Source organism: Desulfuromonas sp. KJ2020 (assembly GCF_024197615.1).
GTDB lineage: Bacteria > Desulfobacterota > Desulfuromonadia > Desulfuromonadales > SZUA-540 > SZUA-540.
The window spans coordinates 505,829-520,713 of the sequence record NZ_JAKUKE010000001.1 but is presented as its reverse complement, the minus strand read 5'-3'; the positions used below and the strand labels follow the sequence as shown (position 1 = coordinate 520,713).

Here is a 14,885-nt window from a genome sequence, read left to right as displayed (position 1 = left end):
CTCATCTCTGTTTTAGTGTGAGCCTTTTCGACCAGCGGTGAAACGAAGAAAAAGAACCCGTTTTTTCTGGGCGTTACACGGTTCAGCCCGCTCCTAAAAGGACCTTGCTGAACAAGGCCAGGCAAAACCCAAACACGGCACCCAAAGGAGGGGCCCAGTGCTTTTTCAGGCGCGATTGCGGGGCAATATCCTGAAAGATGAGATAGAGTATGCCTCCCGCGGCCAAGAGCATGATGGTCGCCAGAATGGCTTCATGCTCATGCAGAAAGAAATATCCGAAAAGACCGGCGACAGGCCCCAACATGACTAAAGAAAACATCACCATGAGAGTCTTGTCGGGCTTGGAATGGTTGATATTCTTCAACTCCCGGTAGGCGTTGAATCCCTCAGGAAGGTTCTGCAGGCCAATGAGCAGAGCCAGCAAGGGCGCGACGGGGGACTGCAGGGCCACCATCCCGCCCAGGGCGATCGATTCTGGAATATAGTCAAGCATCATCCCCATCAGCTGCGGAGATTCCCTTCGACGTAACCCGAGAAACCTTTCTATGGCAAAAAAAAGGATACCACCGACCAGCGTGATGGGAATCGCATAGACAGGCTCATCCAGGCGGGCTAGCCCTTCAGGGATGAGAACCACCGCTACCGCCCCCAGAAGGATGCCGCCACCAAAGGCGATCAAGGCATGACGGAACTCGTTTTCCAGCCAGTGCGGCTGTATTTTTTCAAGGCGAGCGATGGCTCCACCGGCGGGGATGCAAAGGCCCGCGCCCGCGGTGAGCCATATGATGGACATGACATCGGTCATCGGTATCGAATGGCCTCCGGAATTGGGGTAAGCGGCAGGGAAACGACGATATCAGATGCCAGCTTGCGTGGTCGGCCCGGGCCTTTCACTGGGCATAGAGGAACTTTAACATCTGGGGAGAGGACGGCAAGAATGTGTACGGGAACTATGGTTAAACTTGGAATACGCAGCCAGTGATCCAGCGAAGACCGTTAATCCTCCCCAACATCACCGCTTCATCAGCGCAAAGACGCCCCAGCCCAGGTATTCGCGCGTGTAAGCGGCGTAGCGCGCGGGTTCCGAGGTCAGTTGGGCGCGAACCTCTTTTGCGAACGTGTCGTCGGGGTTAGCTTCAAGCCATCGGCGCATGGTGAGCCACTTGGCCGCCTCGTAACGGTCCCAGCTGTCCTTGTCGGCCAAAACCATTTCGACGATGTCGTAGCCGAGGCGGCTGAAAGAGGCGAGAAGTTCCGGCAACAGCAGAAAGTCGGCGATTGAGCCGGCAAGACACCCCTTGGCCACCTCTTCCGTCGGCGGCAGCTGCCGCCAGTAGGGTTCGCCGATAAGGATGATCCCGCCGGGGCGCAGGCTTTGCGCCAGCAGCGCGATGGTGCCGGCGACGCCCCCGCCGATCCACGTGGCACCGAGGCAGGCCGCCACCCCGACCTTCTCGTCCGCGACATAGCCGGCCGCATCGCCATGAATGAACGTAACTTGGTCGGTGACACCGAGTTCAACCGCCCGGCGTTTCGCCTGCGCGGTGAATAGCTGACTCAGGTCGATACCGGTGCCGATGACCCCGTAATCGCGCGCCCAGGTGCACAGCATCTCCCCTGAACCGCTGCCGAGGTCCAGTATTCTGGTCCCGGCTTCCAGGCGCAGCGCCGTGCCCAGAGTGGCGAGCTTTTCGGGTGTGAACGGGTTATGGATGCGGTGAGCACTTTCGGTAATGTTGAAGATCCGTGGAATATCCAATGGGGAAAACTCCTTACGGGGGTGAATGGATTCGGTCTCAGGTGCGCAATTCGCAATAAGCGGTGGTGGGGTGAAGGGTTTAGAACCAAAATAAATTTGTCCCCTTTGCCCCATGCTTGCATATTGAATTTACCATTAGGTGTTTTTGGTCGATTCAGAGGAAGCAGTATTTTTATGCTCTGCTGCCTCTCTTAAGATTTGGAAGCCACCACGGAGAACGACAATTGCGATGCCAGAACCAATGATAAGATCGGGGTAGCGACTACCCAGCACCCAAACGAGGGCGCCGGCCACGATAACGCCGATATTGGCAATGACATCATTTTTGGAAAATATCAATGACGCTCGCATGTGGACCCCGCCCTCTCGGTGTTTTGCAATGAGCGTGAGGCAAATGGCATTAGCAACCAAAGCGATGACACCAACTCCCATCATGAGGGCGATGACGGGTTCACTGCCGAGGAAAAATCGCCGAAGAACGTCAGCTAGCACCAGTAGTGCCAGCAATATTTGGGCAAAACCACTGAACTTGGCTGACTTGTTTTTTAGAGCATCGCTCCTCCCAACAGCATAGAGGCTGATAGTATATACGGAAGCATCTGCCAGCATGTCTAGGGAGTCCGCAATGAGGCCAGTCGATTGAGCAAGCAGACCAAGCACCAGCTCGAAGATGAACATGAAGGCGTTGATTCCAAGAACGATGAAGAGCGTTTTTCGTTCTTGCTCGTTACGAGCTTCCATTTCACACCCACAACCCGCCACATGACCTCTAAAATTCAAAATTAGGGACATCCATGATAAGTAAAGTCAATGGGAAAACGGAGATTTCCCTGCACCACGAGGATATCCTCCCGGGACATTTTTAAGCTTTCTAACCCCTCACACCTTCCAACCTTTTTGATCTGTTCCTGTGGTCCGCCCGATCGGCGACCAGACATCCATGTGCTGCCTCCGGGATAAATCCCTTCGCAGAAGATTGAGTTAGGGCCAACCCGCCGGCCTCGAAACACTACCCATGTCGTGCAGCAAAGCTCACGTAGTCCCTAAATCAGCAAGGCCCGGCGGGAAGATCGTTTGGAACAAGGGTTATGTCGTTTTTACTATGGCTTAGGCGACCTGAGGCTGTTTCTCCTCGAAGGGGGTGCCGCGCCGATCAACGGCTAGCAAATATTCGACCAACTTGCGCGCCACAGCCAAAGTTGCCCGGTTGCGATTGCCTTTTGCCAATTCTTTTTCATGCAGAGCGGCCAGGTATGGGTTCCATTTGGGGGCCAACTTCGCCGCTTCAATCAGCATTGTCTGTAGATGCTTGTTGCGCTTTTTGGAGAGTGGTCCACGGTGGTTTTTCCCAGCCGATTCCCGCTGGGCGCTGCATAAGCCACAATAGCTAATCGCTTCCCGGCTTGAGTTAAAACGAGTGGGGTCGCCTATCTCCAGAACCCAGGTGAGCGCCATAATTTCACCGACGCCGTCGATGCTCATCAAGCACTGGACCCGATCCCGAATCAGAGGCTTCTCCCGCAAGGCCTTGATCAGCTTCTTCTGAATTGCCGTGAACAATTCGAGGTTACTGCGACTCAGCTGTAACAGCTCTTTGACCGAGCCGGGAACCTCTTCAACACGTTCCATCAATTGGTTGAAATATTTCCGCCCATACAGGCGTTTTTTGTCATAGGTCGCGCCCACCTCCATCATCAACCCGGCCATTTTGTTCTTCATCTGCACCGCCGTACGGACCACCATGTTCCGGTAGCGAAGGATGCGCCGCAATTCGCGCAGCTCCTCGGACATCATTGTGCATTCCGGTAAGAGGTTGACTCGCAGAAGGTCCACCAACTTTTCTGCATCGGCCCGGTCATTTTTCTTCTTTGCCGCTGTGATCGCCTTGAGCATTTCCGGGTGCGCAACTTTCAGCTCAACAGCATGTGACTTGAGGAAATCGTAAATCCAGCCGGTAAAGAGCGTCGCTTCCATTGCACCCATCCAAGGGCCTGGCAATCCCGCAAGCCATTCAAGGAGTGCCTTGCGCTCGGCCCGCACGACCCCTTGATCAACCGTTTTACCGCTGATGGTTTTGATGCAATAGGCAATGGTTTTTTTGTGGACGTCCAGACCAATGTAGTAAATACTTTTCATGGAAGCCTCCTTTTGGGTCTGACTCGGGGCGATTTATTCGACCCTGCACGTTCATTATTATGAACTGTCCGCCACCTGGAGGCTTCCACTTGCGTTACTTATGCATTCAAACACTCCCCAGTTTTCCTCCAACTCCGGGGGCGCATAACCTGATTCCCTTCCCCTCGCCCTGGCTTGCACGGTTTAAGTGCATGATCCAGTGCGGTCTATTTGTTCTACATTGCCTGACTCTACTAATCCTTGCTCTACATTTGCGACTTGAGGGTGCGAGTTCTGCCTGTCGTATTGCGCTAAGGCTTCCTCCAGCGATCTTTTCGGCTGCTCCGAGGCTGTTTTGTCTAACCCTCTCAAGCGTTTCATCATTGATTCGTTACGCTCCATAACTGCCCCCTTTTGAAGCCATGCCTAAATTGGTCAACCATCCTACCCCAAATAAAATCAATCCGAAATCAGGAATTTCCTGAGGGTCCCTCCCCCAATTTTCCCAATCACCCCTGTTGCCTCCGCATCCGCCTCAACAAATCGTTCAATTCCTGAATCTCCGCCCGGCTGAGTTGCCGGTCCTGGTAGATGGCCTGGCCGTAGCGCTCGGCGAATTCGTGGGCGAGAGGATCTTTCAGACGGCGGGCGAGTTCGTGGAGGCCGATGTGCGGGGGAATGGACCCCAGGCCGAGCTGTTTGGCGGCCAGGCGCTGAAAGCGGGCCACCAGCCGTTGCTCCCGGCTTTTGCGTCGGTGCCAGACCGTGAGGCCCAGGATGGTGGCGGCGACTGCGAGGGCAAGGGGGAGCAGGCCGCTGGGAATTTTTTGCGGGCGCCAGGTCGGTTTTTGCAGGCGCTCGCCGGTGCTGCGCAGAATCTCGATCTGGCGCAGCAGGTCATAGTTGAGGATGCTGTGGGCCCAAAAATGGCTGGCTGAATCGGCGAGCTGGCGCAGCAGGCCGAGGTGGGCGGGATTGCTGCCGCGCACGGCGGTGGCGGCGTTGATGGCGAGGCGGCTGGGGTCGAGGCGCAGCCAGCGGCCGTCTTCGAGGCGGGCTTCGACCCAGACGTGGGCCATGTCTTCGGTGACGAGGTAGTAGCCGCCGAGGGCGTTGTAGTCGCCCCCCAGGTAGCCGCCGACCAGGCGGGTGGGCACCTCGGCCTGTCGCAGGATGACGGCGAAGGAGGAGGCGAAAAATTCACAGTACCCCCGCCGCTTGCCGAAGAGGAAGTCTTCGATGGGGTTCTGCGGATCGGGGAGGTCGCTGGTGGCGTAGGAGAGCTGCTGCTGCCGGAAGAACTCTTCCGTCAGAGCGATTTTTTCCTCGACGGTGCGGCCCTGCTGGCGAATCCGTTCCCCCACGGCCTGAACCCGGGCCGGCAGCGCCGCCGGCACCGTCAGCAGCGTGTGTTGAGGGATGCCGTTTTCCCGTAGGGTCCCCCCCAGGCGCGAGGCCGCGTCGTAGCGGACCCGCTGCCGCTCGGCCTGGGAGGCATGATGAACCAGGTCGGGCGAACTGCGGTGGCGGATGCCCTGCAGGGATTCGGGCCGGTCGAGGGCGAAGAGGTAGCCGCCCGACTGGGGTTCGAGGGAAATGGTCTGGCGTATCGGCTGGCCGCCCTCGAGGCGGCTGGAACGGCCGCCTGACTCGTCGCCGCGCAGCCAGGTGTTGCCCCGCAGGGTGTCGAGCACGATGCCGCGCCAGTAGAGTTCGGCCTGGGGCAGGCGCTCGCTTTCGGCCCGAAAGACCACCTGTTTGGTGGCGTTGAGCTGGGCGACGGAGCCGGGCTGCACCTGCTCGCTGAAGCCGGCGGTGGCGGCGATGGCGGGGTTGAGAAAGCCCCAGACGGGGCGCTGGGTGCGCGGGAGGATGGGGAAGATGAGCGCCATCAGCAGCAGGGAAGTCACCGGCAGGATGAGAGCAAAAGAGAGCAGGCGCCGGAGCTGGCCGCGGGACAGGCTCAGGTGCGGATCGGCCACGAAAAAGGCCAGCAGCACCAGCCCGACGGTGATGAGCAGCACCTGCAGCACCATGAAGAGCAGAAAGTAGGGGCTCAGGACGATGAGTGTCGAGCTGGCCAGAGCGAAGAGGGAGAGCACGAAGGCCTGCAGGGTGTTGCGGCCGGTTCTGGGGGTGACCAGGCGCACGGCCAGCAAAAGGGCGAGGACGTTGACCAGCGGCAGAATGAAGTTGGCCAACGACAGGGTGAGACCGTAATAGGCGAAAAAGGCCAGGGTGAGCAGGGTCGCCGCCGGCGTTTTCAGCAGGGTGCGCTCCCGCTGGTCCGCGATCACGCCAGCGACCAGCGCGGCGGGCAGCAGCAGCCGCACCGGCAGGTCGAGGTGCGGGTAGAGGGGCAGCGTCCCCAGCAGGACGATGGCGTAGGTGAAGTAATCGAGCAGGCGTTTAATTTTTACCATAACCGGCCAGATGATGAAGGAGTTTCAGACGGTGCGGCCGTCCCGTCGCCGGCGCCAGGCGCTGTCCGGGCAGGCGCAGGCCCACGGGCCGCTCCGCTCGGCCCCCCTGGTTGATGAGGTAGACCGCGCAGCGCAGCTTTTCTTCGAGGCTGGCTCCCGGGCACTCGCGGGGATCGACCCACAGGGGTTCGCTGGCGGCGGTGGCGAGATCCTTGACCTTGAGCTGATCGTGTCGGGCTGACAGCCGCCAGTGAATCCGCCGCAGGGGGTCGCCGGGCTGGTATTCATGAATGCGTTCGATATCCCCTTCGTGGCCGCGCTGGGAGGCAGTCCGTTCACCGGCGAGCTGGCGGCCGGACGAGGCGGCAGGCAGCGGGCAGGGCTGGGGGGCGGGAAAGACGACACAGCGTTCCGCGATGGGGATGTGTCGGGAGCGCACGAAAAAGTTGATGGGGTAGCGGGAGTTGAGCTGGATGGCCGAAAAAGAGTGCGGCCCGCGGCCGGTCAGGGTGAGCAGCAGGCGACCGGCTTCCTGCTCGCCGGCCGGCACCAGCGGAAAGAGCACCGAACCGGGCTCGGCGGCGAGCTGCACATCGATGAGCTGCGCCGGCAGCAAGCGGCGCCCGTTGGTCAGTTCGACCCCGACCAGCGTCGGGTGGCCATCGTAGATCTCGTCGGCAAAGCGCAGGCGTACCTGCAGCCCGTCGAGGTTGCGCTTGCCGAGAAGGCCGGAGATGACCATGAAGCCGAGCAAGGCGGAGACCAGCAGGTAGATGAGGTTGTTGCCGGTGTTGACGGCGCCGAAGCCCAGCAGCAGGGTCATGACGATGTAGAGGGCTCCCGCCCGGGTCAGCTTCAGACCAGGGGAACCGGCAGACTTTTGAGCACCGATTGCAGTACCTCCTCCTTGTTCAGGGTCTCGTTTTCGGGGCACAGGATGAGGCGATGGGCGCCCACGGCCCCGGCCACCAGCTTGACATCCTCGGGGATGACGTAGTGGCGGTTCTCCAGAAAAGCAGCGGCTTTAGCCGCTTCGGCCAGGCTGATGCCGCCACGGCTGGAGATGCCCGACAGGATGAGGGGGTGATTGCGGGTGGCGGCCATGATGGCGAAGATGTAGTCGACGATTTTATCGGAGAGCAGGATGTCGTTCTTGACGGCCTGCCGGGCCAGGCGGATATCTTCGAGGGTGATGAGCGGTTCAATGTGGCGGATCTCGTCACGCAGGCTGCCGCCTTTGATAATGGCCTTTTCCACCTCGGCGGGCGGATAGCCGACGCCGGTGGTGACCATGAAGCGGTCAAGTTGGGACTCGGGCAAAGGATAGGTGCCGACTTGCTCCAGCGGGTTCTGGGTGGCGATGACCAGAAAGGGGTCGGGCAGGCCGTGGGTCACCCCTTCGACGGTGACCCGGCGCTCTTCCATGGCTTCGAGCAGGGCGCTCTGGGTCTTGGGCATGCTGCGGTTGATCTCGTCCACCAGCACCACATTGTTGAAGACGGGCCCCGGCACGAACTTAAAGGTCCCGCTGCTGCGGTCGTAGATCGACAGCCCGGTGATGTCCGAAGGCATCAGGTCGCTGGTGCACTGCACGCGCCCGAAGGAGAGCCCCAGGGCTTTGGCCAGGGCCAGGGCCAGCGTCGTTTTGCCGAGGCCGGGGATGTCCTCCAGCAGCAGGTGGCCGCCGGAGAGCAGGGTGATCATGGCCAGCTTGATGGCCCGGATCTTCCCCTGCAGGTAGTGACCGGAGAGGGTGTCGATAATGCGGGTGATTTCCGCATGACGGGTCAGGGACATGGTTATATCCAGTCTGCTGATGGGGTTGATGGGACCGTACGGGGCCTCGCCCAAGTATAACAGGTTCAGACCGGCCGCTTGCGCTCGCTCGCTTCCTTGACGTCTGCCGGCTCCCGATGCAGGACGATCAGGTAGCCGTCGGGGTCGTGCACCCAGAGCTCTTCCCGCTCGAACTGGCGGTCCTCCAGCTCGTAGAGGATGGGCCAGTTGGTGCGCTCCAGCTGGCGGCGGATGGGCACCAGCGAATCGACGGTGAATTCGAGGCTCACCCCCACGCCGAGGGGGTGGCGGTGCAGGTTCTGCAACAGGCCGGGATGCATGGCTTCGGCGGCGGCGATTTCCCGGATGAGGAGGCAGGTGTCCCCCTGGGGCAACAGCAGCACCGGCGCGGTGCCCTCGCCGGGCACGAAGCGCTCCACCGGTAGACCCAGTATCTGCCCGTAGAACGTCTCTGCGTTGTCGAGATCCTGGACGGCGAGGCTGAGATTGAAGGAGTGAGCCATGGCTTCCTATCCTTTCACGGGCGCTGCCGACAAGGCCGCAGACGGCGCGGAACCGTTCGTTGACGGCGGTGGAAGGTCTGTGATTTAATCGGTGCGTTATCCAGAAGGTGTTCCTTTATGATTAAAGCATATCTGGCCCTCGGTTCCAACCTCGGTGACCGTCTGGCGACGTTGCACGAGGCTCGGCAGCGTCTGGCCGAGGCGGACGGGATCCGCCTGCTCGCTTCTTCCGGTCTGTACGAAACCCGACCCGTTGGCGGGCCTGGCGGCCAGCCTCCTTATCTCAATGCGGTGCTGGAGATCGACACCCGCCTGTCGCCCGCCGAGCTGCTGCGGCTGACCCAGCAGATCGAAACGGCCGGGGGGCGCGTGCGCCAGGAACGCTGGGGGGCGCGCACCCTCGATATCGATTTGCTGTTTTACGGGACCCAGCTCTGCCGCGCTCCCGGTCTGGAAATCCCCCATCCGCGCCTGCACCAGCGCCGTTTTGTGCTGCTGCCTCTGGCCGATCTGGCTCCGCTGCTCGTGCATCCCCAAAAAAACCGCACGGTGTCGGAGCTTCTCCAATCTCTTCCCGACGAGGGGGGCGAAGCCCTGCTCGCCCGCACATGGTGATGTCATGGTCCGTCTGATTCTGCTGTTTATCCTGCTCTTTCTGGGCTACACCCTCGTGAGTGCCCTGCTGCGTACCCTGACCGGCAACAGACCGGCCTCGCCCCCGCCCGAGAAGACGGCGCAGGGCGACACCATGGTCAAGGATCCCCAGTGCGGCACCTACGTGCCCCGCGGCGACGCCGTCACCAAGGTCATCAAGGGCAAGACCCACTATTTCTGCTCCACGGCCTGCCGCGACGCTTATCGCGGCGACGAATCCTGACGGGTCGCCCGGCCTGCATTTGCACAGCGGCTCATCTCTGCTATCTATAAAGGGATGTTGGTGCGGCGTTTTCCTGGTATGTCCTGGCCGTTCCCCCGTGCTTTTGCCGAAAGGAGCCGCCCGTGAAACCCTTCTTGCTGATCGCTCTGCTGCTTTTTCCCCTGGCCGCCCAGGCCTACGACCCGGCCTCCGGCTGCGTGCAGTGCCACGGTGATGCCCAGAAGATGCGCGCCCTGGGCGCCGAAGCCCTCTATCTCGATCCGGCCCAGGTCGACCGCGAAGTCAACATGAAGGGGGAACCCACCTGCGTGGACTGCCACCTGGGCGACGCGACGGCCCGGGAGGCGGCCGCGGCCCATCAGGGGATGCTGCGTCCCTTGCTCATGGTCAGCGGCCAGGATCTGGCCGGGGAGGCCATGGAGAGGCCGCGGCTGGGTCTCTCGCCCCTGCTCCCCGGGGAAGAGGGGCCCTCGGCCCTGGTGCCCAAGCCGGATTCTTCTATGGCCGAGCTGGCGGGGGTGGATAAAATCAATGGCCTCCACTGGCACGACCGGGATCCCGCGCGCTTTTCCTATCGACCGGATCTCGCCATGGCCACCTGCGGCCAGTGTCATCGCAAATCCACCGAGGAGTTCAACGCCTCCGGCATGGGGCGGCTGCATTTCCAGCGCGCCAACCGCAGCTTCGCCGAACCGCTGCCCGGTCCCCATAACTGCGGCGCCTGGTTCGGTGACAACTTCGAGCGGCTGGCCGCCGAAACCGCGGTGCCTTTTTCGGCCGCTCAGGCCGCCGCGGCGGATCGCAACTGCAACCAGTGTCATCCGGGTTGCAACGACTGCCATTTCAAGCCCTACAAGGGGGAGGGGCGCCACCTGTTCGGCCAGCCCGAGCCCCTGTCGTGCTACGGCGGCCAGCGCGGGGTAATCTGCCACGCCGGTCCCATGGAGAGACGGCGCGGGGCCGGTTTCATGCGCGAAGACTATGCCTACCCCGGCAGCCTCTATGCCGGTGCCCACCGGGAAGCGGGCCTCAATTGTCTCGACTGCCATTCCCTGCGCCGTCATGACCCCGGCAGCACCGCCAGCCCCCAGGCGCGGGCTTCCTGCCGCCTTTGCCACGCCGATATCGTCGCCGCCGTGGAAAGCTCGGAGCACGCCCAGGTCGATTGTGCCTCCTGCCACATCGACGAGGTCGGCGGCTACCAGTTCACCTTCTGGGGGCCGGGGGCCTGGGCCGGCGTGGAGACTCCCTACGCCAAGCACGCCGGCTATTTCGGCATCCGCGACTGGCCCACTCTCATCCGCAACCCCGAAGGGCGCTGGCTCCCCTACAAGCCCTATCCCATGGCGGTGCTCAACCAGAAGCACGGCCTGGAGCCCACCGGCGTCGTCTTCCGCGCCATCCCCTCCCGCCAGATCGAGGCCCAGCCCGCCATCGGCGAGGTGGAAGGATTCACGGTGGCGCGAACGGCTACCGAGACCAACGATGCCTTCATCATTACGGGAACCCGCGGCGAGCTGCCGGGGGACGGCAAGACCATTCTGTGGATTCAGATGGACAAGATCAGCCACGCTCTCGGCTATGGGCGTGACTGCGAAGGGTGCCACGCCAGCCACGCCCAGCGGGCTTTTTCCACCTTCCGCTACGGCGACAGCCGCAACGTCAGTGAACCCTTCACCGGCAGCTACCAGATCGTCGCCGATGAGAAGGGCCTGCGTTTCGAGAACCTGAAATACGGCGACATCAAGGTGCGCGAAGGGCGTCGGGTAGAAGATTTTGCCCCCTTCGTGGTCTTTCCCGAGGCCTGGAATGTGGAGGGGATGGATCTCTCCCTCCCCTTTGACGAGCAGAAATATCAGCGCGCCCGGCAGGGGCTGGAGGCTTTGCTGGCGACCCTGCAGGTCCGCCGCGAGGCGGCGGCCGGTGAGGCGGAACTCCTGAAAAAACTGGCCAAAGTCGAAGCGGTGGCCTATCATAACCTGGCCGCGGCCCAGGCGCTGCTGCCCCCGGCAAAGCCGACCATCCGTTTGCTCGATCCGAACTGACGACATAGACAACCCCACAACCCCGTGCGAAGCAAAGGAGCACCGAACCCATGAAGTTTTTCATCGACACCGCTGACGTGGAAGAGATTCGCCAGGCCCATGATCTGGGTCTGGTGGACGGCGTCACCACCAACCCGTCTCTCATTGCCAAGAGCGGCCGCGACTTCCGGGAGGTCATCACCGAGATCGTCTCCATCGTCGATGGCCCCATCTCGGCCGAGGTCATCGCTCTTGACGCCGACGGCATGCTCCGCGAAGGGCGCGAGCTGGCCAAAATTCATCCCAACATTGTCATCAAGGTCCCCCTGACGGAAGAGGGGCTCAAGGCCACGCGGATTTTTACGGCGGAAGGAATCAAGACCAACGTCACCCTCGCTTTCTCCCCCCTGCAGGCCCTGCTGGCCGCCAAGGCGGGCGCCACCTTCGTCTCCCCCTTTGTCGGCCGGCTCGACGACGTCGGTCACGACGGCATGGAAGGGGTCGACCAGATCAAGACCATCTACGACAATTACGGCTTTGATACCGAGATCATCGTCGCTTCGGTGCGCAGCCCGCTGCATGTGCTCAATGCCGCCCTGATCGGCGCCGATATCTGCACCATCCCCTTTGCCGTCATCCGGCAGCTCGTCAAGCACCCGCTCACCGATGTCGGCATCGAAAAGTTTTTGGCGGACTGGCAGAAAATGCAGAAATAATCCGGTGATTTTTCCTCATGGATGGCCTGCCCGCCGATCTCTGGTAGAATGTTCCGGGATAGGCGGGCTTCTTTTTTTCAAGGATTAAAGTCATGCGAACCCGGTTGGATACGCTGCTGGGCAAAGAGGTCGAAGTCAGAACCTCCGAGCTGACCTATCGGGGTGTACTCTGGGAGGCGGGCGAGGAGCTGCTCTTTCTGCGTGGACGCCTGACCTTTCACCAGATCGCCATGGACAAGGTGGTCGAGGTGCGGCCCCTGGTTAAGGAAACCCTGGCAGGGAAGGCCGACGCCGCGGCTGTCCCCTGAATTATCGCTGCTGTCAGTCCGCTTCCCGTTGAAAACCGGCGGGAGGGTGGGCCTGGCGGCTGTTTTCGAAGGCTTTTTCAGCGCTGAGAGGATTGTATGAACATTCACGAGTACCAGGCCAAGGAAATTCTCGGCAGTTTCGACATTCCCGTGCCCCGGGGGCGCGTGGCCCTGACGGCAGATCAGGTGGAACGGGCTGCCAAGATGATGGGTGGAACCTGCGTGGTCAAGGCCCAGATCTATGCGGGCGGGCGCGGCAAGGCCGGGGGGGTGCAGCTGGTGCACCATCCGGAGCAGGCCCACGAGATCGCCAAGGAGCTGTTCGGCAAGCGGCTGGTGACGCCGCAGACCGGTCCCGAGGGACTCAAGGTGCGACGCATCCTCGTGGAAGAGGCCGTGGGTATCGCCCGGGAATTCTATCTCTCCATCACCCTCGATCGCAGTACCTCCCGCTACTGTCTCATCGCTTCGGCCGAGGGGGGCGTCGATATCGAGGAGACGGCGGCCAAGGCTCCCGATAAGATCTTCAAGCTGACCATCGACCCCTACACCGGCCTGCGCCCCTACCAGGCGCGCAAGATCGCCCTGGCGCTGGGCCTGACGGGGAGCCTGAGCGAGGACTGCGTTAATCTGATCCTCAATCTCTATCGCTGCGTGCTGGAGAAGGACTGCTCCCTGGTGGAGATCAACCCCCTGGTGGTGACGCGGGCGGGCTGGCTGCTGGCCATGGACGCCAAGATCAATTTTGACGACAATGCCATCTTCCGCCACTGGGAATACCACGACCTCATGGATTACTCCCAGCTTGACCCTCTGGAAATCAGCGCCGGCAAGTTCGACCTCGCCTACATCAAGCTCACCGGCAATATCGGCTGCATGGTCAACGGGGCCGGCCTGGCCATGGCGACCCTCGACGTGCTCAAGGAGAACGGCGGCGAGCCCGCCAATTTTCTCGATGTGGGCGGCGGCGCCACCCGCGAAAAGGTGGCCGAGGCCTTCAAGATCATCCTGCAGGACCGGGATGTGCAGGCGGTGTTCGTCAACATCTTTGGCGGCATCATGCGCTGCGACGTCATCGCCCAGGGCATCATCGAAGCCGCCTCGGAGGTACACTGCACCCTGCCCATCGTGGTGCGCATGGACGGCTCCCAGGTGGAGGAGGGCAAGAAGCTGCTGGTTGAATCGGGGTTGAATGTCCAGTGCGTCGATTTTCTGGGAGACGGCGCCGCCGCCATCGTGCAGATGCTGGCGGAAGCCCGGCCGGAAAACGCCTGAGCCGCTATTTTGACGGCAGGCGGACTGTCCGCAGGATAACCCCTTACCCTATCCGGAGAGTGCATCATGTCCATTCTGGTCAATAAGGATTCAAAAATCGTCGTGCAGGGGATCACCGGCAAAGCCGGCCTCTTTCATACCAAGCAATGCCGGGAATACGGCACCCAGATCGTAGCCGGCGTCACGCCGGGGAAGGGTGGCATCCACGTCGAAGGGATTCCCGTATTCGATACCATGGAGGAAGCGGTTCGCGTCACCCGCGCCAACGTCTCCCTGATTTTCGTGCCGCCGCCGGGAGCGGCCGATGCCATCCTGGAAGCCTGTGCCAGCAATGTCGAGCTGGCCATCTGTATCACCGAGGGTGTGCCCATCAAGGATATGGTCACGGCTAAGCGTGTCGTGGACGACAGCCGCACCCTGCTGGTCGGGCCCAACTGCCCGGGGGTGATCACCCCCGGCGAATGCAAGGTCGGCATCATGCCGGGCTATATTCACAAGCCGGGCAAGATCGGTGTCGTTTCCCGCAGCGGCACCCTGACCTACGAGGCGGTCAAGCAGCTGACCGACGCCGGCCTGGGGCAGTCGACCTGCGTCGGCATCGGTGGCGATCCCATCATCGGCATGAAGTTCATCGATGTGCTCAAACGCTTCAATGACGACCCGGATACGGAAGGGGTATTCATGATCGGGGAGATCGGCGGCGGCGCCGAAGAGGACGCGGCCGCATGGATAAGCGAGCACATGAAAAAGCCGGTGGCGGCTTTTATCGCCGGCGTCACGGCGCCCCCCGGCAAACGCATGGGCCACGCCGGCGCTATCATCACCGGCGGCAAGGGCAAGGCCAAGGACAAGATTGCCGCCCTCAAGGAGGTCGGCGTCGTGGTGGCGGAGAGCCCGACCCGCATGGGGGAGGCGATGGCCGCCGCCATGGGAGCCAAAAAGAAGTAGGAAAAGCAGGGACCGGCCACAAGCCGGTCCCTTTTTTCAGCAGGTTTGCCCGTGCTAACGGAGTAAAAGTTGACTTTAACGGTCTTCTGCCCTTATGATTTTTCTTTCGGAAAAGGCGCCCCCAAGGACGGGCGTCAGCG

15 protein-coding genes are annotated in these 14,885 nt (G+C 61.4%); 7 read left to right on the top strand and 8 right to left on the bottom strand.

Annotated elements, in window-relative coordinates; all coding sequences use genetic code 11:
• Positions 1–82: 82 nt before the first annotated feature.
• The 8 genes from MJO47_RS02385 to MJO47_RS02350 form a co-directional block, all read right to left on the bottom strand.
• Positions 83–793, bottom strand: coding sequence for a ZIP family metal transporter (locus tag MJO47_RS02385; RefSeq protein WP_253959515.1), 711 nt, complete (start codon positions 791–793; stop codon positions 83–85).
• Between the two features lie 219 nt (positions 794–1,012).
• The gene (locus MJO47_RS02380) at positions 1,013–1,759 is read right to left on the bottom strand and encodes a cyclopropane-fatty-acyl-phospholipid synthase family protein (RefSeq protein ID WP_253959514.1); all 747 of its coding nucleotides are present in this window, start codon (positions 1,757–1,759) and stop codon (positions 1,013–1,015) included.
• Positions 1,760–1,894: 135 nt separating this feature from the next.
• Positions 1,895–2,521, bottom strand: a complete 627-nt coding sequence (locus tag MJO47_RS02375; RefSeq protein ID WP_371926640.1) for a cation transporter — start codon at positions 2,519–2,521, stop codon at positions 1,895–1,897.
• A 345-nt stretch (positions 2,522–2,866) separates the two neighbouring features.
• Positions 2,867–3,895, bottom strand: a complete 1,029-nt coding sequence (locus MJO47_RS02370; RefSeq protein ID WP_253959512.1) for an IS110 family transposase — start codon at positions 3,893–3,895, stop codon at positions 2,867–2,869.
• Positions 3,896–4,383: 488 nt separating this feature from the next.
• On the bottom strand, positions 4,384–6,297 hold the full coding sequence (locus MJO47_RS02365; protein ID WP_253959511.1) for a transglutaminaseTgpA domain-containing protein: 1,914 nt from the start codon (positions 6,295–6,297) through the stop codon (positions 4,384–4,386).
• Positions 6,284–7,120: a DUF58 domain-containing protein gene (locus tag MJO47_RS02360; protein ID WP_253959510.1), complete on the bottom strand. Its 837-nt coding sequence runs from the start codon at positions 7,118–7,120 to the stop codon at positions 6,284–6,286. The genes MJO47_RS02365 and MJO47_RS02360 overlap by 14 nt, the downstream gene beginning before the upstream one ends.
• Positions 7,121–7,152: 32 nt before the next feature.
• Positions 7,153–8,094 (bottom strand): MoxR family ATPase, encoded by a 942-nt coding sequence (locus MJO47_RS02355; protein WP_253959509.1) that lies wholly within the window; start codon positions 8,092–8,094, stop codon positions 7,153–7,155.
• A gap of 65 nt (positions 8,095–8,159) precedes the next feature.
• Complete coding sequence (locus tag MJO47_RS02350; protein WP_253959508.1) at positions 8,160–8,597, bottom strand: VOC family protein; 438 nt, start codon at positions 8,595–8,597, stop codon at positions 8,160–8,162.
• A 117-nt stretch (positions 8,598–8,714) separates the two neighbouring features.
• On the opposite strand from MJO47_RS02350, the gene folK reads away from it, so the two are divergent.
• From folK to sucD, 7 genes are all read left to right on the top strand, one after another.
• Complete coding sequence (gene folK / locus MJO47_RS02345) at positions 8,715–9,212, top strand: 2-amino-4-hydroxy-6-hydroxymethyldihydropteridine diphosphokinase (RefSeq protein ID WP_253959507.1); 498 nt, start codon at positions 8,715–8,717, stop codon at positions 9,210–9,212.
• Positions 9,213–9,216: 4 nt separating this feature from the next.
• Positions 9,217–9,474, top strand: coding sequence for a PP0621 family protein (locus MJO47_RS02340; RefSeq protein ID WP_253959506.1), 258 nt, complete (start codon positions 9,217–9,219; stop codon positions 9,472–9,474).
• 122 nt (positions 9,475–9,596) lie between these two features.
• Positions 9,597–11,519, top strand: a complete 1,923-nt coding sequence (locus MJO47_RS02335) for a cytochrome c3 family protein (protein ID WP_253959505.1) — start codon at positions 9,597–9,599, stop codon at positions 11,517–11,519.
• Positions 11,520–11,569: 50 nt separating this feature from the next.
• On the top strand, positions 11,570–12,214 hold the full coding sequence (gene fsa, locus MJO47_RS02330) for a fructose-6-phosphate aldolase (protein ID WP_253959504.1): 645 nt from the start codon (positions 11,570–11,572) through the stop codon (positions 12,212–12,214).
• A gap of 92 nt (positions 12,215–12,306) precedes the next feature.
• Positions 12,307–12,522, top strand: a complete 216-nt coding sequence (locus MJO47_RS02325) for a hypothetical protein (RefSeq protein ID WP_253959503.1) — start codon at positions 12,307–12,309, stop codon at positions 12,520–12,522.
• 96 nt (positions 12,523–12,618) lie between these two features.
• Entirely contained in the window at positions 12,619–13,797 is a 1,179-nt protein-coding gene (gene sucC, locus MJO47_RS02320; RefSeq protein WP_253959502.1) for an ADP-forming succinate--CoA ligase subunit beta, read from the top strand.
• A gap of 66 nt (positions 13,798–13,863) precedes the next feature.
• Positions 13,864–14,745 (top strand): succinate--CoA ligase subunit alpha, encoded by an 882-nt coding sequence (sucD, locus tag MJO47_RS02315; protein ID WP_253959501.1) that lies wholly within the window; start codon positions 13,864–13,866, stop codon positions 14,743–14,745.
• The last annotated feature ends 140 nt before the right edge of the window (positions 14,746–14,885 follow it).